This window comes from Massilia orientalis, from assembly GCF_030411975.2.
GTDB classification, from domain to species: domain Bacteria; phylum Pseudomonadota; class Gammaproteobacteria; order Burkholderiales; family Burkholderiaceae_D; genus Telluria; species Telluria orientalis.
Genome location: NZ_JASNRB020000006.1, coordinates 222144 through 241274 on the forward strand (window position 1 = coordinate 222144; position 19131 = coordinate 241274).

Annotated in this window: 16 protein-coding genes; 4 read left to right on the forward strand and 12 right to left on the reverse strand. The window is 68.4% G+C overall.

From position 1 onward, the window contains the following. Positions 1 to 131 precede the first annotated feature (131 nt). Positions 132 to 2492 carry a diguanylate cyclase domain-containing protein gene (locus QPK29_RS11545; RefSeq protein ID WP_371768350.1) on the forward strand — a complete coding sequence of 787 codons (2361 nt, stop codon included), beginning with the start codon at positions 132 to 134 and terminating at the stop codon, positions 2490 to 2492. On the opposite strand, the gene QPK29_RS11550 is transcribed toward QPK29_RS11545, so the two are convergent. From QPK29_RS11550 to QPK29_RS11590, 9 genes are all read right to left on the reverse strand, one after another. Next, positions 2493 to 3476: a CsgG/HfaB family protein gene (locus tag QPK29_RS11550; RefSeq protein WP_160407597.1), complete on the reverse strand. Its 984-nt coding sequence runs from the start codon at positions 3474 to 3476 to the stop codon at positions 2493 to 2495. Between the two features lie 136 nt (positions 3477 to 3612). Then, complete coding sequence (locus QPK29_RS11555; RefSeq protein WP_056135510.1) at positions 3613 to 4956, reverse strand: erythromycin esterase family protein; 1344 nt, start codon at positions 4954 to 4956, stop codon at positions 3613 to 3615. A gap of 7 nt (positions 4957 to 4963) precedes the next feature. Continuing rightward, positions 4964 to 6142, reverse strand: a complete 1179-nt coding sequence (locus QPK29_RS11560) for an SRPBCC family protein (protein ID WP_371768351.1) — start codon at positions 6140 to 6142, stop codon at positions 4964 to 4966. Beyond that, entirely contained in the window at positions 6114 to 6833 is a 720-nt protein-coding gene (locus QPK29_RS11565; protein ID WP_082577431.1) for a phosphoribosyltransferase, read from the reverse strand. Before QPK29_RS11565 ends, QPK29_RS11560 begins: the two co-directional genes overlap by 29 nt. A gap of 114 nt (positions 6834 to 6947) precedes the next feature. Further along, positions 6948 to 7415: an Hsp20/alpha crystallin family protein gene (locus QPK29_RS11570; protein ID WP_082577399.1), complete on the reverse strand. Its 468-nt coding sequence runs from the start codon at positions 7413 to 7415 to the stop codon at positions 6948 to 6950. 215 nt (positions 7416 to 7630) lie between these two features. Beyond that, a complete protein-coding gene (gene fghA / locus QPK29_RS11575; RefSeq protein WP_056135501.1) occupies positions 7631 to 8473 on the reverse strand; it encodes an S-formylglutathione hydrolase in 843 nt (280 codons plus the stop codon). Between the two features lie 74 nt (positions 8474 to 8547). Then, entirely contained in the window at positions 8548 to 9195 is a 648-nt protein-coding gene (locus QPK29_RS11580; protein WP_056135498.1) for a chromate transporter, read from the reverse strand. Further along, the gene (locus QPK29_RS11585) at positions 9192 to 9797 is read right to left on the reverse strand and encodes a chromate transporter (protein WP_056135496.1); all 606 of its coding nucleotides are present in this window, start codon (positions 9795 to 9797) and stop codon (positions 9192 to 9194) included. Before QPK29_RS11585 ends, QPK29_RS11580 begins: the two co-directional genes overlap by 4 nt. Before the next feature lie 48 nt (positions 9798 to 9845). Then, complete coding sequence (locus QPK29_RS11590) at positions 9846 to 10022, reverse strand: hypothetical protein (protein ID WP_371768352.1); 177 nt, start codon at positions 10020 to 10022, stop codon at positions 9846 to 9848. A gap of 200 nt (positions 10023 to 10222) precedes the next feature. On the opposite strand from QPK29_RS11590, the gene QPK29_RS11595 reads away from it, so the two are divergent. Next, the gene (locus QPK29_RS11595) at positions 10223 to 10441 is read left to right on the forward strand and encodes a hypothetical protein (RefSeq protein WP_056135495.1); all 219 of its coding nucleotides are present in this window, start codon (positions 10223 to 10225) and stop codon (positions 10439 to 10441) included. A 368-nt stretch (positions 10442 to 10809) separates the two neighbouring features. Continuing rightward, a complete protein-coding gene (locus QPK29_RS11600; protein ID WP_371768353.1) occupies positions 10810 to 12909 on the forward strand; it encodes an ATP-dependent helicase in 2100 nt (699 codons plus the stop codon). 337 nt (positions 12910 to 13246) lie between these two features. Here QPK29_RS11600 and QPK29_RS11605 read toward each other — a convergent pair whose 3' ends face one another. Further along, complete coding sequence (locus QPK29_RS11605; RefSeq protein ID WP_371768354.1) at positions 13247 to 14062, reverse strand: SIR2 family NAD-dependent protein deacylase; 816 nt, start codon at positions 14060 to 14062, stop codon at positions 13247 to 13249. Beyond that, positions 14059 to 14685: a phosphohydrolase gene (locus QPK29_RS11610; protein WP_371768355.1), complete on the reverse strand. Its 627-nt coding sequence runs from the start codon at positions 14683 to 14685 to the stop codon at positions 14059 to 14061. Before QPK29_RS11610 ends, QPK29_RS11605 begins: the two co-directional genes overlap by 4 nt. 166 nt (positions 14686 to 14851) lie before the next feature. Here QPK29_RS11610 and glpD point away from each other — a divergent pair, with 166 nt between their 5' ends. Beyond that, positions 14852 to 16399, forward strand: a complete 1548-nt coding sequence (gene glpD, locus QPK29_RS11615; RefSeq protein WP_371768356.1) for a glycerol-3-phosphate dehydrogenase — start codon at positions 14852 to 14854, stop codon at positions 16397 to 16399. 9 nt (positions 16400 to 16408) lie between these two features. Here glpD and QPK29_RS11620 read toward each other — a convergent pair whose 3' ends face one another. Continuing rightward, positions 16409 to 19099, reverse strand: coding sequence for a M1 family metallopeptidase (locus QPK29_RS11620; protein WP_371768357.1), 2691 nt, complete (start codon positions 19097 to 19099; stop codon positions 16409 to 16411). Between the last annotated feature and the right edge of the window lie 32 nt (positions 19100 to 19131).

Consider the following 19131-nt stretch of genomic DNA (forward strand, 5'->3'; position numbering starts at 1 on the left):
AACTGTGCAATGCTAAACCAAACTGCCCCGTCAAGACCAAGGGATTTGATCTTTTACGTGGCAATAGTAGAAACCCGGGGGCTATGACATACTGGAGCGGCCCGATGCGCAGCATCGCACGCCCCACTTACATGCGACGACCGATCACTTTTCCGACCAACCTGCGCAGCCGCCTCGCCGGTGCCGTCGGCGTGCTCGTGCTGGGCGCCACCATGCTGGCGGGCCCGCTGGCCGTGGACGTGGCCGAGCACGACCTGCGCGCCGTGCTGGGCGCGCAGCAGTATGCGTCGCTGTCCGGGGCCGCCGCCTTCCTCGACGACCTGCTGGAAGCGCGCCTGCGCCAGATGGCCGCGCTGGCCGCGGCCATGCCGCTCGAGGCCCGCCACGATCCGCGCCGCCTGCAGGCCTGGCTCGCGATCCGCACGGCCGATGTGGGCGACGAGTTCGTCAACATCGCCGCCTTTGCCCGTAACGGCGAACTGGTGGCGTCGGGCACTTCCATGCCGACCGCCCAGCCGCTGACGGCCACGGGCCGTCCGTACTTCGAAGAAACGCTGTTGCGCGGCCGCGGCATCGTGTCCGATCCGTTCCAGAGCCGCCTGTCCGGCGCGAACATGGTGCTGGTGACGGCCCCCGTGTTCGACGACCACGGCGAGATCGTCTACGTGCTCACGGGCCGCATCGACCTGCAGCATGCCCGCTTCCTGCGCCAGGTCGATGCCCTGCGGCCGGGCAGCACCGGCTACCTGTTCCTGATGTCGGCCGACGGCACGCTGATCGATTCGCCCGCGAGGGAACGCCAGACGGCGCCGCCCGCCGACCAGCCGGGCCTCGCGCGCGCCCTGCACGGCTTCGAGGGCTGGCTGATCGGCGGCGACCGCGCGGGTCCCGCCATCGTCACGTATAAACGCCTGGCCACGACCGGCTGGATCCTCGGCGCCCGCTATCCCGAGGAAGAGGCGTTCGCGCCGCTCGCCCGGGTGCGGCGCACGGTGCTGGTCGTGGCGGGCATCCTCGCGCTGGTCGCGGGCCTGCTTGCGTGGTGGCTCGTGCGCCGCGGCCTGCGCCCGCTGGCCGAATTGCGCCGCAACGTGGCCGCGGTGCGCCACGAGGGCGTCGACAGCGCGGTGCTGGCGCTCGCCCGCAACGACGAGGTCGGCGAACTGGGCCGCGCCTTCCACGACCTCGTGCAGGCGCGCGGGCGCGCGGCCGCCCGCATGCGCGCGATCGCCGACAATGTCCCGGCAGTGATCGCCTACGTCGACCGCGACGAACGCTTCGAATTCACCAATGCCGGCTTCGACCGCATGATCGGGTCCGCGCCGGACGTGTTCATCGGGCGCACGGTGCGCGAAGCGCTGGGAGAAGCCGGCTACGCGCGCCTGGAACCGCTGATTCGTGCCGCGCTGCGCGGCGAGCATGGCCACGTGGAAGACGTGCGCAGCGACGATGCCAGGCGCCACCAGATGATCGACACGATTCCCGACATCGATGCCGACGGCCGCGTCGTCGGCTTCTTCGTGATGGCGATGGACATCAGCGAGCGCAAGGAAGCGGAACTGGCGCAGGCCGCGAGCGAGCAGCGCCTGCGCCTGATCGCCGACAACCTGCCCGTGCTGATCTGCTACATCGACCGCAACCACCGCCTGGGCTTCGGCAACGCGACGTTCCAGGCGTGGCTGGGCCTGGAACCGGTCTGCCTGCCCGGCATGCATTTGCAGGACGTACTGGGCAAGCCGGCCTACGACGCGGCGCGACCGCGCCTGAAGCAGGCGTTCGAAGGCGTCGGCGCCACGTTCGAGATGCCGCTGCAGGCGCAGGGCCGGCACCGCATCCTGGAATGGACGTTCGTGCCGGACGTGCAGGCGCAGGGTCGGGTGAACGTCGCCGTCGCGGGGGTGTATGCGCTTGCGCACGACATGACGCGGGTGAAGGAGGCGGAAAGCCGCCTCGTGCAGATGGCGCGTTTCGACAGCCTGACCGGCATCGCCAACCGCCGGCTGTTCGGCGAACTGCTGGGCCAGGCACTGGAACGCGTGCGCCGCCAGCGGCAGGTGATGGGCCTGGCCTACCTGGACATCGACCATTTCAAGGCCATCAACGACACGTGGGGCCACGGTGTCGGCGACGAGGTGCTGAAGGAATTCGCGCAGCGCCTGGCCGCCTGCGTGCGCGTCACGGACACGCCCGCGCGCCTGGCCGGCGACGAATTCGTCGTCCTGCTGGAAGACGTCAAGGGCGTCGACGAGGCGGAGCGGATCGGCGCCAAGATCGTGGATGCCATCCGCAAGCCCATCGCGACCGGCGCCGGTCCGCTTGACGTCACGGCCAGCGTGGGCATCGCACTCGTGCACGGCATGGACGGCCCGCTGCCCACGCAGGACCAGGTGCTGGGCTGGGCCGACACGGCGCTGTATGCCGCCAAGCACGGCGGCCGCAACCGCTGCGTCGTGCGCGTGGCGGAGGAGGCGGCCGGCGTGTCGATGAAGTAATTACTGCGGCGCGGGCTGCGTGGCCACCAGCGTGCGCTGCACCCAGCCGCCGGAGACGTTCTCGCCGTCGATCTTGACGAAACCGTCGCGCTCTTCGCCGGTGGCGATCGCTTCTTCCGACCGCTTCAACGTCCCCATCACCTTGCTGCCGGAACGCGGTTCCGTGTACACCTTGACGGTCGCGAGGCGCGCATACACGCTGGCGCCGGCCGTCACGGGCACGCCCTCGCGGGTAGACGCCTGCGCATTCACCTTGCTGGCCGCGCTGCTGGTGCGCACGAGGCTCGGCTCGTTGCGGATGCGCGCCACGATGCGGTTGTAGTTATCGAGCAGGCTGGCCGCGACCATCTTGCCTTCCGGCGTGTTCGTGTAGCCGCCCAGGCGCGAATAATCGCCGCCGCCCCAGCTCCAGCCGGAAATACCGAAGTCCGTCTTGGTCGCGACGCCTTCTTCCGCCGCCACCTGGATGCCGGACCGGACGTCCGCGATCAACAGGCTCGTCTGCGCTTCCTTGAACTTGAGGTTGCCTGCGATGCCGCCTGCGATCCGGCCCAGGCCGCCCAGCAGGCGTCCGCCGTAATCCGAGATCGCGCCGCCGATGCCGCCCGTGTTCGCGGCCGCGAACTGCACGTTCGGCGTCATCACGAAGTCGGCCGCCTGCAGCTGGCCCTTGCCGACGTTGCTGCCGGACAGCGTCTCGCCATTCGCGGCGAGTGCGCGTTCCTGCTGCAGATTGGCCATCGCCGCCCCGCGCTCGACCACCTGGAAGCAGTTCGATTGCTGGATCATGATGCGCAGCAGCGCGACTGGCGAGCCGAGCCCGTAACTCTGCAGCGCGTGGGCGCTCTCACTCTGCGCTTCCGTGACGGCGATGGTGCCGAGCGGGCGGTCGCAGCGCTCGACCTTGGACGTGGTTTCCTGGGCGTGCAGGGAGGTGGCGCCCGCGAGCAGGGCGGCGATGATCGAAATCCGGATTGGCTTCATGATCCTTGTAAATGAACAGTGAGAAGGAAAGCACGCGGAGCGTGCCTTGCACCTTCGTTCATTTTACAAGTCTGTACAGGGTTGCAATCTCGCCAATTTTCACATTTCCCGACTTTTCAGACACCTCGGTCGCGTTTCAAATACCGGTGGGATAGGTTTCCGGCGGTTCCTCCGCATGCCAGCCGCCGCCCTGATCGAGCGGATGCACGGCCGTCGTGTGGTCGATGTGGATCACGGCATCGAACTGGGGCGCCATGCGGGCAGCGAAATAATGGCTGTGGCGCTCCGTGCGCGGCAGGTAGATGACGCCGATGGCCCGTTCCAGCCGCCGTTCCTCCATCGTGGCGCGTACGTCCTGGTCGATTCCATCGCGCAGGGGCAGCAGGAAGCGGGGGATGCCGGTCTCGTGCAGCAACGCCTCATAGCTGCCCGGCATACCCGGCCGGACGCGCTTGTGCTCGGCCGGCGCATCCCATTCCGAGGCGGCCGTGACAAAGCCGTCGTACGTGGAAAACCCGATCAGCCGGGCCTGCCCATCGTATTCCTTGCGCGCCAGTTCGCCGACGTTCCACTCGCCCATTTCTCCCATTTCCGTCGCGCGCGCGTCGCCGATGTGGGAATTGTGTTCCCAGACGACGATCCTGGATGGCTCGCCATCCTTCGACAGATGGTGGGCGAGCGCAGCCAGCGTCTCCGCCATGTGGCTGTCGCGTAAATTCCATGACGACACGCGGCCCCGAAACATGGTCCGATAATATTCCTCGGCATTCTTGACGAGGCGCGCGTTCTGCTCGGCGTAGAAAAACGCTTCCTCGTCGCCGTCTCGGTACATGTAGTCGGCGGCCCGTTGCTGTAGCTGGCGCAACTGCTCGAGGACGCCTTGTTCGCACGACGCGGACAGGTCCAGGCTCGCCGTATAGCCGTAGTGCTGGGTGTCCTCGTGGTAATGGTCGAAGCAGGCGTAACGCTCGCGCGCCTGGCGTGCCGCGTTCGGGTCGACCTGGTCGAGGTAGCGCAGCACTTCCTCCATCGACGTGAACAGGCTGTACAGGTCGAGGCCGTAGAAGCCGACCCGTGGTCCGGCCGTTTTCTCGTTATGGTGCCGCAGCCATTGGACGAACGCGGCGACGTCCGTGTTCCGCCACATCCAGTTCGGAAAGCGCTGGAAGCCGGACAGGGCTTCGTCGGCATTGCGGTCATCGCCGCGGCCGCGCACATAGCGGTTGACGCGGTAGGCGTCCGGCCAGTCCGCCTCGACGGCCACGGCGTGGAAACCCTTGTCCTCGATCAGGCGCTGGGTGATGCGCGCCCGTTCCTCGTAGAACTCGTGGGTGCCGTGCGTCGCTTCGCCCAGCAGCACGAAACGGGCATCGCCCACGAGGTCGAGCAGGGCGTCGTAGTCGCGGTCGCCGCCCGTCAAAGGACGCGCGGCGTTGCGCAGCGCCGAGATGGTGTGCTGCGGGGTCTGCGGCGTCGCCATGACCACCTCAGTGCAGCCAGCGGCTGCTGGTGCGCGGACGCGCGGCATCGCGCGGCACGGCGCCCCGTTCGATGAACGCCTTCATGCGCGCGAGGTCGTCGTCCATCTGCGACTTCGGATCGGACCCGAGCAGGGTCGCGAGACCGTGGCCGACGACGCCCGCCGGCGGCGTGTACGACATGTGCACGGTGACGCGGGTGCCGCCGCGATGCGGCTCGAACTCGATGGAGCCGCTCTGCGGGATGTCGGCGCCCGCTTCGCTGCGCCACGCCAGGCGGTGCGGCCGGGTCTGCTCGGTGAGCACGGCATTCCATTCGAACTCGCTGCCGCCGGGGCCGCGCACGACCCAGTGCGAGCGGCCGCGGCCGAGGTCGCGCACCTCGACGACGTGGGACATGAAGTGCGGGAAGTTCTCATAATGGGCCCACAGGTCGTAGACGTCTTCAGGCGCGGCGTCGATATGGATCGCCTTGCTGAAGTCGATGGTCTGGTCCATGCCGATGCCGCGGCCGCGCAGCATGCCCAGCAGCGGCTGGTTGGTGGCGCCCCTGGCCAGCAGCGCGGCGCCGGCCAGGCCCAGCATCCATGCCAGCGGCGAACGCCGGCTCAGCGCATACAGGGCCAGCAGGCCGCCGCCGGCCAGGGCGGAATTGCGCGCGGTGGGTGTCCATTCGCCGCCCGGGCCCGCCTGCAGGGTATCGCGGACACGGGTGCGGACGTCATGCGCCATGGCGCGGGCCTTGTCCATGCCGTTGCCGACTGCATGTCCGTCCCCGTCGGCCGCACTGCCCAGCGCATGCCGCGCCTTGTCCATGCCGCCGCCGACGGCGTCGCCTGCCTTGGCCAGTGCGTCCTTCGCCCTGTCGATGCCGGCGTCGAGCGCTTCGCTCGCCGCGTGCCCCATGCGCTCCAGCGCCGAGCCCGACCTGGCTCCGGCACCGTCTGCCATGCCGGCCGCGCGGTCGCGCAGCTCGTCGCCGGCGGCGCCGATGCGTTCGCCCGCGCCGCGCCAGACGTTGCCCAGCGCGCTGGACGTGCGCGCGCCCGCGTTGCGCACGGCCGCGGCCGATTGCGCGCGCCGCGCCCCGCCGCGGTCCGGGTCGAGCATGTACATCAGCAGCGCGCCGGCAGCGGCACCGCCGATCCACTTCGCGATTTCATAGCCTGTGTCCGTCGTGTTTTTCATGATTGGCTCCTCCGGTTGGTCTGGCCCTGGCCGCCGCCTCGTCATGCCAGGCGGTGGCCAGCAAATCCTGCACTTCCTCGTCGCTGGTCTGTTCGAAGGCGCCGTACCACTGGCCGACGGCGCGGAAGTGGGGCGGGGTCGACAGGCAGACGAGTTCGTCGACGCGTGCCTCGAGCGCGGCCGCCGTGTCGGGCGGCGCGACGGGGATCGCCAGCACCAGCTCGCGCGGACCCAGCCGGCGCGCCACTTCGATGGCGGCCAGCATCGTGGAACCCGTGGCGACGCCGTCGTCGACGAGGATCGCGCTGCGTCCCGCGAGGTCGAGCGGCGGCCGGCCGCCGCGGTAGGCGCGCTCGCGCCGCTGCAGTTCGGCCAGCTCGCGCGCCGTCACCGCTTCCACGTCCTGCGCTGTGACGCCCATCAGGCCGGGCACGCCGGGCTGGAGCACGCGGACGCCGCCGCTGCCCACGGCGCCCATCGCGAATTCCTCGTGGCGCGGCATGCCGAGCTTGCGCACGAGCAGGACGTCGAGCGCGATGCCGAGCCGCTGTGCGACGGCGAACCCGACCGGGACGCCGCCGCGCGGGAGTGCCAGCACGATGGCGTCCGGATGCCGGGTATAGGCGGCGAGCCGCTGCGCCAGCAGCCGGCCCGCTTCGGTGCGATTCTTGAAATGACGGATGTCGGCCATGATGCGCACGCTTTCAGAGTCCTTTCCTGATCTCGAACCGGGCACGGCGTGAGCGCGGTCGCGGGCGGCCCGCAGGCCGTCAGCTCGCGAGCCGCGCCGTGCGGCTCATCGACCCTACTGGATCGTCAGCTGGCGCGCCGTGCCGCCCTGTTTCTTGGGCAGCGAGAGCATCAGGACGCCGTCCTCGAGCCGCGCCTGCGCGCTGGCATCGTCGACTTCGGAGGGCAGCGTGAAGCTGCGCTGGTACTTGCGCGTCGAGCGCTCAGAATACACCACCTGTTCACCCTGGCGCTGTTCGTTTGCCTGCTGGCACTCGCCCTCGATGGTGATGCGCTGGCCGTCGATCGAGACGTGCACGTCCTCCTTCTTGACGCCCGGCAGCTCGGCCTTCACCTCGAAGGTCTTGTCCGTCTCGCTGACGTCCAGGCGCGGCATGCCGACGTCCTCGCCGGCCCAGCGCCCCTGGGCGAGCGGCGCGAAGAAGTCCTGGAACATGTTCTCGACCATGCGTCCGAACTGGTCTTCCATGGCGCCGGGACGGAATGTGGAAAGCGGCGTCGTGCCTCTTCTGATCAGGTTCATGATAGACCTCCCTTTCAAGAATGATGTCCCGCGGCGCGCAGGGCGCCGCAACACCATTTATAGGGCGGTCGAATCGGGTTTGCAAGCGTCGTCTCGTACCGTGCGCGGGGGCCGGGTCGGACCTTTGAGGCAGGACAGCAGGCGAACGAAAGCGGGGAATTCTTGCGCAACCGCCCCGGTCAACGACAGTGTGTGGACCGGGGCGGATGCGGGCGTCAGCCGAGGTTGCGCCGGTGGAAGCGCAAGTGGTCTTCGACGAAGGTGGAGATGAAGTAATAGCCGTGGTCGTAACCGGGGTGGCGGCGCAGTTCGAGCGGCTGGCCGACGGCGCGGCAGGCTTCCTCGAACGCCTCCGGGTACAGCTGTTCGGCAAGGAACTTGTCGCCCAGGCCCTGGTCGATCAGGATCCCCTTGGGGAAGGGCGGGGCGTCGGCGCAGGCCATCAGCTCGGTCGCATCGTAGACGCGCCACGCGTCGCGATCGGTGCCGAGATAGCCGCCGAACGCCTTCTCGCCCCACGGGCAGCGGGACGGCGCGGCGATGGGGGCGAAGGCCGACACGGAGCGGAACAGGTCGGGGTTGCGCAGCGCCAGCATCAGCGCGCCGTGGCCGCCCATGGAGTGGCCGAAGATACCCACGCGCGCCGGATCGGCCGGCAAGGTGGCGAGCACCAGCGCGCGCAGTTCGAGGATGTGGCTGTACATGCGGTAGTGGGTCGACCACGGTTCGCGGGTGGCATCCACATAGAAACCGGCGCCGGCGCCGAAGTCCCAGCTGTCGGTCTCGCCCGGCACGCCGGCGCCGCGCGGGCTCGTGTCGGGCGCGACCAGGATCAGGCCTTCCTGCGCCGCCACGCGCTGGGCGCCGGCCTTGATCATGAAGGTCTCTTCGGTGCACGTCAGGCCGGCGAGGTAGAACAGGACGGGCAGGCGCTTGCCGTGCGCGCCGGGAGGGAGGTACACGGAAAAACGCATCGGCAGGCCGATGGCGGCGGAATCGTATTTATAGAAGCGCTGGACGCCGTCGAAACAAACGTGTTCGCTGAGGAGTTCGGGCATGGCTCGGTCCATCGGATGGTTGGCTGATCGAAAGCGCAAGTATGCCCGGTCCGCAGGCGGGCCGCTACTGCGCTTCAGATCAGCCCGAGCGCCCCCAGCACGGCGCCGGCCGCGAGCAGCCACAGCAGATGGATGCGCGTGCGCCAGATGATCAGGCCGCTGACGATCGCGGCGAGCCACAGGGGCCAGTTCGCCAGGACGGCGGACGCGATCGGGGCAGCTGCGCCGGCACCGGCACTGACACTGGCGCCGGCACTGACACCGGCGCCGGCGGAACTGGCCATGATCCAGGCGGTGGACAGCAGCAGCGCGATCACGATGGGCGCCATGCCCTGCTTGAAGGCCCGGACGGCGCGCAGGTCGCGGTTGCGGTGGCCCCAGCGGGCGGCCGTGTAGGTGATGATGGTGGACGGCGTCATGATGCCGACCATCGTCACGAGCACGCCGAACAGCGCGGCCGCCGTGCTGCCGGCGTTCATGCCGACGTACCACCCCATCAGGGCGACGAACAGGACGTTCGGCCCCGGGGCGGCTTGCGCCAGCGCGATGGACTGGTTGAACTGTTCCTGGGTCAGCCAGTGGTGCTGCTCGACGAGGAAGCGGTGCATCTCGGACGACGTCGAGATGGCCCCGCCGACCGACATCAGCGACATCTGGAGGAAGTGGCCGAGCAAGTCGAGCCAGTCGGCCCAGTCCAGCGTGAGGTGCAGGGGCGCCGTCATGTTGCGAGCCGGCGGTACGTGAGGACGCAGCCCAGGCCGCCGAGGCCGAACAGCACCCAGGGGAGCGGACATTTGAGGAACGCGACGAGGATGAAGCCGGCCGCCGCGATGGCCAGGCACCAGGACAGGGGCATCGGGCTTTTCTTCAGCGCGCTGGCCAGGCGCAGGCCGGCCGCGCCGATCAGGCCGGCACAGACGGCGGCCATGCCGTGCAGTGCGCCGGCGACGACAGGGTTGTCGGCGAAGCGGTCGTGCAGCACGGCCAGCCCGATGACGAGGATCAGGGGCACGGTCAGCAAGCCGGCCAGTGCGGCGAGCGCGCCGGCGACGCCGAAATGGCGGCCGCCGATCATCAGCGACAGGTTGACGACGTTCGGTCCGGGCATGATCTGGGCGACGGCCCAGTCTTCGATGAATTCTTCCTGGGTCAGCCAGCGCTTGCGGTCGACGATTTCACGCTGGACGATGGCCAGCACGCCGCCGAACCCCTGCAGGGCCAGCAAGGTGAAGGAAATGAACAGGTCGGCGAGGGAGCGGGGGCGGTTGGCGCTTGCGGACGGTGCGGACGTGCCGGACGGCGGGGAGCTGGGCGGGGCATTCATGCACCGATTATCGCGCCGCGCCCGGCATCCTGTCCATGTGGGGGGCTGTCAGCCGCCGCCGATGCCCCGCATCACGCGTCCCGTGCCTTCGCATTCGGGACAGGTCTTGCCGTCGGCCAGCTTGCCGCTGCCGCCGCAGGTTTCGCACAGGTCTTCGCCGGCGCCTGGCGTGCCGGGTACGGCTTCGTCGCCGGGTTTCAGGTCGGGATCGGGCATTGCGTTCATGGAGTCCTCGTGGTGGTTGGATCGACGAGGCCATTCTAGGCGCAGCGAAAACGGCGCGGCGCGCGCATGCGGCGCGGGTTTGTCATGAGGAATTCACAAACGGATGCCACATTGGATAAAAATTAATCTTGACTTTGGCCAAAGGTGGGAAATACTCGTTAGGCAGCAATCCCTTCAATCCATCAAAGTCAGGAACTGCGATGAACCAAGACACCCTCGAGCTCGAAGACGGTCAGTTGTCCGTCCCTTACCAGCGGCGCGATACCGACCAGAAGGATATCGTCGACCTGGGTATTGCGCTCCAGCAGCGCAGCAATACGATGTCGGCCGTGGAATACCTGCGTTCGCAGAACGTCGGCAACGACGTCATCGAACGCGTGCTGACGGAGCCGGGGCGCAGGCGCTCCTGGTGCAGGTAAGGGTGCGAGGAGCGACAAGCTCGACAGTTGTGCACAATCTTGCTCGACTGCATGTTGCTTATTTTTTCGATTCGTGCGTCACTTGTCCTGGTAACTCATTGATTTTGTGAAGGTTGAGTTTTGCCCGCACAACGGGCAAATTGTTGAAACCCGCATTCCTGCTTGGTTTTGGCATGTCAAGAGGGTGTTTTTCCACAACCTTATACACAGTTTTTGTGGATATCTGATCAAGCCGTGTTGAAGAGGCAAGCGAGGCGGGCAGGGGCCGTGAGCGTCCGCGCCCGTTGACGCTGGTTTGCGACATTGCTATCTGCGCTTGCATAAAGATACTGGACAAATGTACAGTTGAGCATCTATCCTCAACCGCCATGTCCGTCGCCACCGCCACCCCCGTTTCCCGGCCCGCCGCACCCGCCGATCCGTTCGCCGGCCTGAATCCCGAGCAGCGCGCCGCCGTCGAGCACGACGTGGGCGCGGGGATGGTCCGGCCGCTGCTGGTGGTCGCGGGCGCCGGCTCGGGCAAGACGAATACGCTGGCGCACCGGGTCGCGAAGCTGATCCTGGCCGGGAGCGATCCGCAACGTATCCTGCTGCTGACGTTTTCGCGCCGCGCGGCCAACGAGATGGGCCAGCGCGCCGCCGGCGTGCTGCAGCGCGTGCTGGGCACGTCGACCGCGGTGGGCAGCCTGCCCTGGGCCGGCACGTTTCACAGCATCGGCGCCCGCCTGCTGCGCGAGTACGCGGGCCGGATCGGGCTGGAAGCCTCGTTCACGATCCACGACCGCGCCGATTCCGAAGACTTGATGGGCCTCGTGCGCCAAGACGTGGGCCTGGGCGCCTCCACTGGCCAGAAACGCTTTCCGCTGAAGGGCACGTGCCTCGCGATCTACTCGCGCGTCGTCAATGCCCGCGAGCCGCTGGCCGACGCGCTGCAGTCGACGTTCCCGTGGTGCAGCGAATGGGAAGAACAGCTCAAGCGCCTGTTCGGCGCCTACGTCGACGCCAAGCAGGAACAGAACGTCCTCGACTACGACGACCTGCTGCTGTTCTGGGCCGAGATGGCGTCCGATCCGGAACTCGGTCCGGAACTGGGCGCGCTGTTCGACCATGTGCTCGTCGACGAATACCAGGACACGAACCGCCTGCAGGCCGCGATCCTGCAAGGCATGAAGCCGGACGGGCGGGGCGTGATGGTCGTCGGCGACGATGCGCAATCCATTTATTCGTTCCGCGGCGCGACGGTGCGCAACATCCTCGACTTCCCGAAGCAGTTCGGCGAGCACACGCGCCTGATCACGCTGGACCGCAACTACCGCTCGACGCAGCCCATCCTCGACGCGTCGAACGCCGTCATCGCCGCCGCGCTGGAGCGCCATGCGAAGACCTTGTGGACCGATAAGGTCGCCACCGGCAAGCCGCAGCTCGTGCTGATCCCGGACGAGGCCGAGCAGGCGCGCTGGGTGTGCAACCGTGTGCTGGAACAGCGCGAGGCGGGCATCAAGCTGACACAGCAGGCCGTGCTGTTCCGCGCCGCCAGCCACAGCGCGGCGCTGGAGCTGGAACTCGTGCGGCGCAACATCCCGTTCGTGAAATTCGGCGGCCTCAAATTCCTGGAAGCGGCGCATATCAAGGACGTCCTCGCCATGCTGCGCTTCGCCCAGAATCCGGCGGGCCGCGTGGCCGGCTTCCGCGTCGTGCAACTGATTCCCGGAATCGGCCCGGCGACGGCGGCCCGCCTGCTCGATGCGGTGGCCGAGGCGCTCGACCCCGTTGCGGCCGTCGACGCGTTTCCCGCGCCTCCACGCGCGCAAGGGGAGTGGGAGCAATTTACCGCGCTGTTCCGCACCCTGCGCACGAAGGGCCTGCGCTGGCCGCTGGAAATCGAGCTCGTCCGCGACTGGTATCTGCCGCACCTCGAGCGCCTGCACGACGACGCACCGGTCCGCGCGGCCGACCTCGACCAGCTGGTGGCGCTGGCCGGCGGCTATGGCTCGCGCGAAAACTTCCTCACCGAACTGACGCTCGACCCGCCGGAAGCGACGAGCGACCGCGCGGGCCCGCCGCTGCTGGACGAGGATTATCTGATCCTGTCGACGATCCACTCGTCCAAAGGGCAGGAGTGGAAGGCCGTGCACGTGCTGAACGTCGTCGACGGGTGCATCCCGTCCGACATGGCGACCGGCAGTGCCGAGGACATCGAGGAAGAGCGGCGCCTGCTCTACGTGGCCATGACGCGCGCCAAGGAACACCTGCACCTCATCGTCCCGAACCGTTTCTTCATCAAGCAACAGGCGCAGATGGGCGACCGCCACGTCTATGCGCAGCGCACGCGCTTCGTCACGCCCGTCATGCTCAAGCACTTCGAGGAATGCGTCTGGACGAATGCCGAAACGTTGCAGGTGCGCAAGCCGATGCCGGACAGCGTGCGGATGATGGTGCGCGAACGGGCCCGCAATGCCTGGAAATGAAAATAACGGCAAGATGACGGCAAAAGTGGGCAGAATCGGAACACTGTGACAAAGTTATCCACGCTGGGTCGATTTTGTAGGAATTTGCCGCATTTCCAGTGCCTGCTTAAAACACGAGCAATGGTAAGTCATTGATTTCATTGGTTTTTGATTTTGCCCGTTCAATGGGCAGTTTGTTGAAACCCGCATCGATACTGGGCTTCCGGCTTGTCAAGAGGCGCTTGTCCACACAGTTATCCACATTTCTTGTGGATATTAAAATTAATCCCGTCGAATCAATGCCTTAGGTCGCGGACTTGATGCCGCATCGAGCATTTTCGTGTCGATAAGGATCAAGTCAACCGAGCGATGCGCGGAGCGCCGCCAAGGCGTCCAGTGCACCCAGCGGCACCCCGACACCCCGGCCGGTACGTACGTCGGGCTCGCGCGGATTGATTCGGACGAGCGGCGCACCCTGCGCTTCGCACATGTGCCGCACGGAGGGCACGTCCGTGCCGGCTCCCAGTTCGATGACGACGAGGTTCGACACCTGCGCGCGCCAGCGCTCGAGTCGGGCGTACTGCGCTTCCGTGCGGGCGTCCAGCCAGCGGCCGTCGCCGAACATCAGGATGTTGGGCCGCGCCAGCGCACCGCAGCGCGGACAGCGCGGCAGCGGCGGCGTCATCAGGCAGGTCGCGGGATCGATGCGGGGATCGACGGCAGCGGCAGGCCAGATCGCATCGCTGCACGGGCGCGTGCATTGCAGGTGATGAATGGAACCGTGGCATTCGACGAGGCGGTCGTCGCCAAAACCGGCGCGCTGGAACTGCCCGTCGACGTTGCTGGTGAAAACGAAGGCGCCGTGCTCCAGGCGGCTACCTATGTCGCGCAGGATCGCGAAGCCCGCATGCGGGACCGTGGCGCGGTACAGCGCGAGGCGGTGGCCGTAGAAGCCCCAGGCCAGTTCCGGGTTCGCGTCGAAGCTGTGCGGATTGGCGATCTCGACGAAGCGGATGCCCAGCGCGGCCAGCGGTGGATAGGCGCGCCAGAAGCCGTGGTTGCCGCGAAAGTCGGGCAGGCCGGAATCGACACCGATGCCGGCGCCGGCGCCGATCAGGAGACCGTCGGCAGCGCGCAGCAGCGCGGCGGCCCGGGAAAGTTCGGCGGCGCTCATGCGCGGTCTCCTTCGTCTATGCGGCGCTGCAAATGCTCCAGTGCATCCAGGAAGCGTTCGGCGGCGAGGCCAGGCGGCCACGGTTCCCATGGCGCGCAGTCATACACGTCGACCAGCGGATCGTGCGCCAGCACGGCGGACCGGATCTTCAACGTCGTGCGCACTTCCTGCGCCGACCAGCCCGCCACGTGCACGGCTTCGCTGGCGGCGGCCAGGCGGTCGGCGCGCTTGTGGAGCTGGTGCTCGGCCGGCGTCCACGCGGGCAGGCGGTAGCGCAGGAACACGGCTTGTTCCAGGCGCCGCGTGAGGGCGCGAAAGCCCTCGCCGAGGAATGGCTTGATCGGCGCGACGGCGTCGAAGCCGAGCAGGCCTTCCTCCGCGTCGTGCAACAGTTCGCGCAGTTCGACGACGGGGGCGAGCGGCGCCGGCGACGCCGCGCGCCGCAGCAGCATCACGGCGATCGAATGCTGGGCCACGGACAGCGGCAGCGGCCACGCGGAGTGCCCGCCCCAGCGGTAGGTGCGCGCGAGGCCGAGGGCGAGGTCGCTGTCGTCCCAGTCGAACGGTGTCGGATTCAGGAGGTCGAGACGCTTGCCGGACGGCATGCGGACCCAGGCGCGCATGTCGGGCGCCATGTCAGCAGTGGTATGAAACGGTGGGCATGGACCGATTCTACACGGCCGCGCCGGCCGACCCCGGCCGGATTGACATGGCCGAACACAGGGCCCCGTTCGCGGTGTAGAGTAGGCTGCGGCCGGGCGGGGGCCCGGCAATCCGGAGTGCGGCTTCATGGGTGAACACGGCAAACGAATCGAGTGCGACGTCCTCGTCGTGGGCGGCGGCATCAACGGCGCCGGCATCGCGCGCGACGCGGCCGGGCGCGGCCTGCGCGTCGTGCTGTGTGAAAAGGACGACCTCGCGCAGCACACGTCGTCCGCGTCGAGCAAGCTGATCCACGGCGGCCTGCGCTATCTGGAGCAATACCATTTCGGGCTCGTGCGCAAGGCGCTGGCGGAGCGCGAAGTGTTGCTCAAGAGCGCGCCGCACATCATCCGCCCGCTGCGTTTCCTGATGCCCCATGCGCCGGGGCAGCGTCCCGCCTGGATGATCCGCGCCGGCCTGTTCCTGTACGACCACCTGGCCCGGCGCGACTTCCTGCCGGCGTCAAGCACGGTCGCGTTGCGTAACCATCCGGCCGGCGCCGCGCTGCAGCGCCGCTTCACGCAGGCGTTCGCGTATTCCGATGCGTGGGTCGACGACGCGCGCCTCGTCGTGCTGGCGGCGCTCGATGCGCGCGAACGGGGCGCGACGATCCTCACGCGCACGCGCTGTGCACGGGTGCGGCGCGATGCGAAGCGGTGGGAGGCCGACCTGGAGGGTGCGGACGGCACCGTCCACGTGCACGCGCGCTGCCTCGTCAACGCGGCCGGGCCGTGGGCGGGCAGCTTCCTGCAGGCGACGGGTGCCGGCCCGGCGCGTCCGCTGCGGCTCGTGAAGGGCAGCCACATCGTCGTGCCGCGCCTGTTCGACGGCGACCAGGCGTTCCTGCTGCAGCAGCCGGACGGCCGCATCGTGTTCGCGCTGCCGTACGAGGGCGCGTTCACCCTGGTGGGCACGACGGACGTCGACTGCGACGCGCAGGACGTCGACCGCGTCGCCATCAGCCCCGCCGAGACGGCGTACCTGTGCGACGCCGTGAACCGCTGCTTCGAGCGGCGCATCGGGCCGGACGACGTGGTGTGGAGTTATGCGGGCGTGCGGCCGCTGATCGCGGACGCTGGCGGCAGCGCGTCGTCCGCCAGCCGCGACTACCGCTTCGAGCACGACACGGCCGGCGGCGCGCCGCTGCTGTCCGTGTTCGGCGGGAAGGTGACGACGTTCCGCAAACTGGCGGAACAGGCCGTCGACTGGATCGGGCCCGTGCTGGGCCGCCAGGTGCCGGCGTGGACGGCGCATGCCTGCCTGCCGGGCGGCGACCTGTATGGCAAGGAGCCGGTCGCGCGCGCGGTGCTCGAGTACGACGCGTGGGTGCGCACGCGCCGCCAGCAGTTCGCCTGGCTGCCCGACGGCCTGCTGGCACGCTATGCCCGCAGCTACGGTACGCGCCTGGCCACGCTGCTGGCGCATTGCCGCGCGCGTGCCGACCTGGGCGAGGAAATCGTGGCCGGCCTGTACGAGGTCGAGGCGGACTACCTCATGCGCCAGGAATGGGCGACGGCGGCCGACGACATCCTGTGGCGCCGCACGAAGCTGGGCCTGCACGTGGCGCCGGGCGCGGCCCAGCGCCTCGATGCGTGGCTGACGGCGCGGCGCCGCAGCACGGTCGCCGCGCAATAGAGCGCTTTTTTACTGCGCGTTCTGCGCCAGCCAGGCGTCGATCTCGGGCAGGCGCGCCGCGTTCACCTGGATGCGGTCCTTGATGGCCGCGCTGGCCGCCTCGACGTCGCCGCGCGAGCTCGGTGCCAGGTTCGCCTGTGCATACGCGCCCAGCTTGTCGACCATCGCCGCATCCGACGATCCCGTAGCGAGGCGCGCCAGGTAGCGGCTGCGCGAGCTCGCGTCCACGCGTTCGTTGATCTGCGCGAGGTGGGCGATCGCGAAGTCGAACGCCATGTCCGGATAACGCAGCGCCACTTCCGAGATCATCCCGGCGCTGATCGTGAGGCCCGGTTCGTCCGTCAGCGCGAGCTGCAGCGCGCGCATGGCGAGGGCGCGGTCTTCGGTCGCGGCCAGCAGGGTGTAGCGCTGGTCGCGCACGAGCGGCGTCGTCTCGTTGCGCGCGGCCAGGTGCAACTGGTCCCACGTGGCGGCGTCCGCGTGCTGGGCGACGACGCCCATCACGGTCTTGCGCAGCGGTCCCGGCACGGCGCTGGCGTCCGTCGCCAGCGCGGCGTAGCGGCGGCGCGCTTCGGCGATGACGTTGGCGTCGCCGAGATTGCTCAGCACATTGACCAGTTCTTCGCGCAGGTTGGCGACGGACGACGCCTCGCCCGGCCGCGCAGCCCAGCCGACCTGCGCCATCAGCGGCGCCAGGCGCGCGATCGCGAACGTGTCGAAACGCTTCTGGCGGGTCGCGTCGCCGCCGCGGGCCTGTTCGCGATAGCGGTTGTGGACGCCGTCGAGCAGCACGGCGATGCGCGTCCACACGGCCGGATCGGCGCCGGCCGGCGTCGCCTTCACGAGGTCCAGCACGTCGGACGCGGGCTGCAGGCCGGCCAGGCCCAGGGCGCTGCTGTCGGCCAGCAGGCCGATCTGGTCGATGGGCGCCAGGCTGGCGAAGCGCGTGGCCAGTTGGGCGAAATCGGCCGAGGCGTACAGCGTGCGGTAGTAGCCGCTCTGGCCCGCGTTGACGATGACGGCGCCGCAGCCGGGGATCGTGATCGCGCCCTTGCCGCCCGTGACGAGCGTGCTCGCCTGGTTCTTGCTGCCGGCGATCTGCGCGATCACGGGCACGCGCCAGGCCAGCGGCGCCTTGCCGGCGCGGTCGCGCGTGAATTCGGCCTGGGTCAGCGCTACCGTGGTCGCATTGTTCCGGCACGTCGGCTCGCCCACCTTGATCAGCGGGACGCCCGGCTGCAAGGTGAAATCGTGGGCGATCGCGGTGACGGGCTTGCCGGCCGCCTTCTCGATCTGCTTCCACAAATCCTCCGACACCGTGTTGCCGTACGCGTGCGCCTGCATGTACGCGCGCACGCCGTTGCGCCACGCGTTCGCGCCCACATAGGCTTCCAGCATGCGGATGACGGATTCGCCTTTCGAATACGTGATCTCGTCGAAGGCCTGGTTGGCCTGTTCGACCGTCTCCACGTGCTGCACGACGGGGTGCGTGCCGGCGATGGCGTCGCGCCGCATCGCGCTTTCGCGCACGCCGACGGCGCCCAGGTGCGTGTTCCATTCCGGATGCAGGCGCGCGGTCGTGCGGCTCTCCATCCACGACGCGAAGCCTTCGTTGAGCCACAGGTCGTCCCACCAGCGCATCGTCACGAGGTCGCCGAACCACTGGTGCGCCATCTCGTGCGCGGCGGTGGCGAAGATCTCTTCGCGGTCGTGCTGCGTGGCGATCGCGGGGTCGAGCAGCAGCGCGTATTCGAACGTGAAGATCGCGCCCCAGTTTTCCATCGCGCTGAAGAACTGGCTGCGGCCCGCGCCGGCCACGTTGTCCAGCTTCGGCAGCGGGTAGCGCACGCCGAAGTAATCGTTGTATTCGCGCAGGATGGCCTGCGACGCATCGAGCGCGAACTTCGCCTGCGGCAGCGCGCCGCGGCGCGTGACGACGCCGACTTCCGTGCCGTGCACCTTCGCGGCGGCGCGTTCGAAGTCGCCGAGCGCGAAGAACAGCAGGTAGGTCGACATCTTCGGCGTGGTCGCGAAACTCACGCGCTTGCGGCCGTCCGGCAGGGTTTCCGTTTTCGTCGCCGGCATGTTACTGACCGCCATCTGCGCGGCCGGCACGACGACGTCCAGCGCGAAGCTCGCCTTGTACGCGGGCTCGTCCCAGGACGGAATCATGCGGCGCGCGTCCGAGTTCTCGAACTGCGTGTACAGCGCGCGCTGCTGCTTGCCGTCCGCGCCGGGATAGTCCAGCGAGAACAGGCCGACCGCCTGCGTGCCGATCACGCCCGTGTAGTCCATCGCCAGGCGGTACATGCCCGGTGCGATGGGCTGGGCGAACGTGAACGTGGCGGTCTGCGCATCGTTGTCGACGGCGACCGAGGCTTCGCGTTCGGCGCCGCCGGCCGCCGGGGCCAGCGTCACTTTCGAGAATTTCAGCTCGGCCGCGTTCAGCGTGATCGTGCTGGTGGCCTTGGCCACGTTGATCGTGACGACGGCGTGGGCGCCGAACGAGGCGGTCGCGGCGTCGGGCGTCAGCGCGATCTGGTAATGCGTCGGGACGACGCCGCGCGGCAGTTGCGTGGTGGTGTCGGCGTTCGCCGTCGCGCTTGCGCGGGTAGGCGCGGCGCTGACGTGAAAGGGCGCAGTCGCCAGAGCAAGGGTAAAAGCTGGGGCGACGGCGGCGGAAAGCAGCTTGCGGTGCATGGAAATCCTATCGTGTATGTATGTCGGACCCG

Excerpts from the sequence above, each read along its gene's own strand:
- QPK29_RS11595 (WP_056135495.1), top strand. The coding sequence starts at position 10,223 with ATGAACCAAGACACCCTCGAGCTCGAAGACGGTCAGTTGTCCGTCCCT.
- glpD (WP_371768356.1), top strand. The coding sequence starts at position 14,852 with ATGGGTGAACACGGCAAACGAATCGAGTGCGACGTCCTCGTCGTGGGC.
- QPK29_RS11610 (WP_371768355.1), bottom strand. The coding sequence starts at position 14,685 with ATGCGCGCCTGGGTCCGCATGCCGTCCGGCAAGCGTCTCGACCTCCTG.
- QPK29_RS11600 (WP_371768353.1), top strand. The coding sequence starts at position 10,810 with ATGTCCGTCGCCACCGCCACCCCCGTTTCCCGGCCCGCCGCACCCGCC.
- QPK29_RS11590 (WP_371768352.1), bottom strand. The coding sequence starts at position 10,022 with ATGAACGCAATGCCCGATCCCGACCTGAAACCCGGCGACGAAGCCGTA.
- fghA (WP_056135501.1), bottom strand. The coding sequence starts at position 8,473 with ATGCCCGAACTCCTCAGCGAACACGTTTGTTTCGACGGCGTCCAGCGC.
- QPK29_RS11585 (WP_056135496.1), bottom strand. The coding sequence starts at position 9,797 with ATGAATGCCCCGCCCAGCTCCCCGCCGTCCGGCACGTCCGCACCGTCC.
- QPK29_RS11545 (WP_371768350.1), top strand. The coding sequence starts at position 132 with ATGCGACGACCGATCACTTTTCCGACCAACCTGCGCAGCCGCCTCGCC.
- QPK29_RS11570 (WP_082577399.1), bottom strand. The coding sequence starts at position 7,415 with ATGAACCTGATCAGAAGAGGCACGACGCCGCTTTCCACATTCCGTCCC.
- QPK29_RS11605 (WP_371768354.1), bottom strand. The coding sequence starts at position 14,062 with ATGAGCGCCGCCGAACTTTCCCGGGCCGCCGCGCTGCTGCGCGCTGCC.
- QPK29_RS11580 (WP_056135498.1), bottom strand. The coding sequence starts at position 9,195 with ATGACGGCGCCCCTGCACCTCACGCTGGACTGGGCCGACTGGCTCGAC.
- QPK29_RS11550 (WP_160407597.1), bottom strand. The coding sequence starts at position 3,476 with ATGAAGCCAATCCGGATTTCGATCATCGCCGCCCTGCTCGCGGGCGCC.
- QPK29_RS11620 (WP_371768357.1), bottom strand. The coding sequence starts at position 19,099 with ATGCACCGCAAGCTGCTTTCCGCCGCCGTCGCCCCAGCTTTTACCCTT.
- QPK29_RS11565 (WP_082577431.1), bottom strand. The coding sequence starts at position 6,833 with ATGGCCGACATCCGTCATTTCAAGAATCGCACCGAAGCGGGCCGGCTG.
- QPK29_RS11560 (WP_371768351.1), bottom strand. The coding sequence starts at position 6,142 with ATGAAAAACACGACGGACACAGGCTATGAAATCGCGAAGTGGATCGGC.
- QPK29_RS11555 (WP_056135510.1), bottom strand. The coding sequence starts at position 4,956 with ATGGCGACGCCGCAGACCCCGCAGCACACCATCTCGGCGCTGCGCAAC.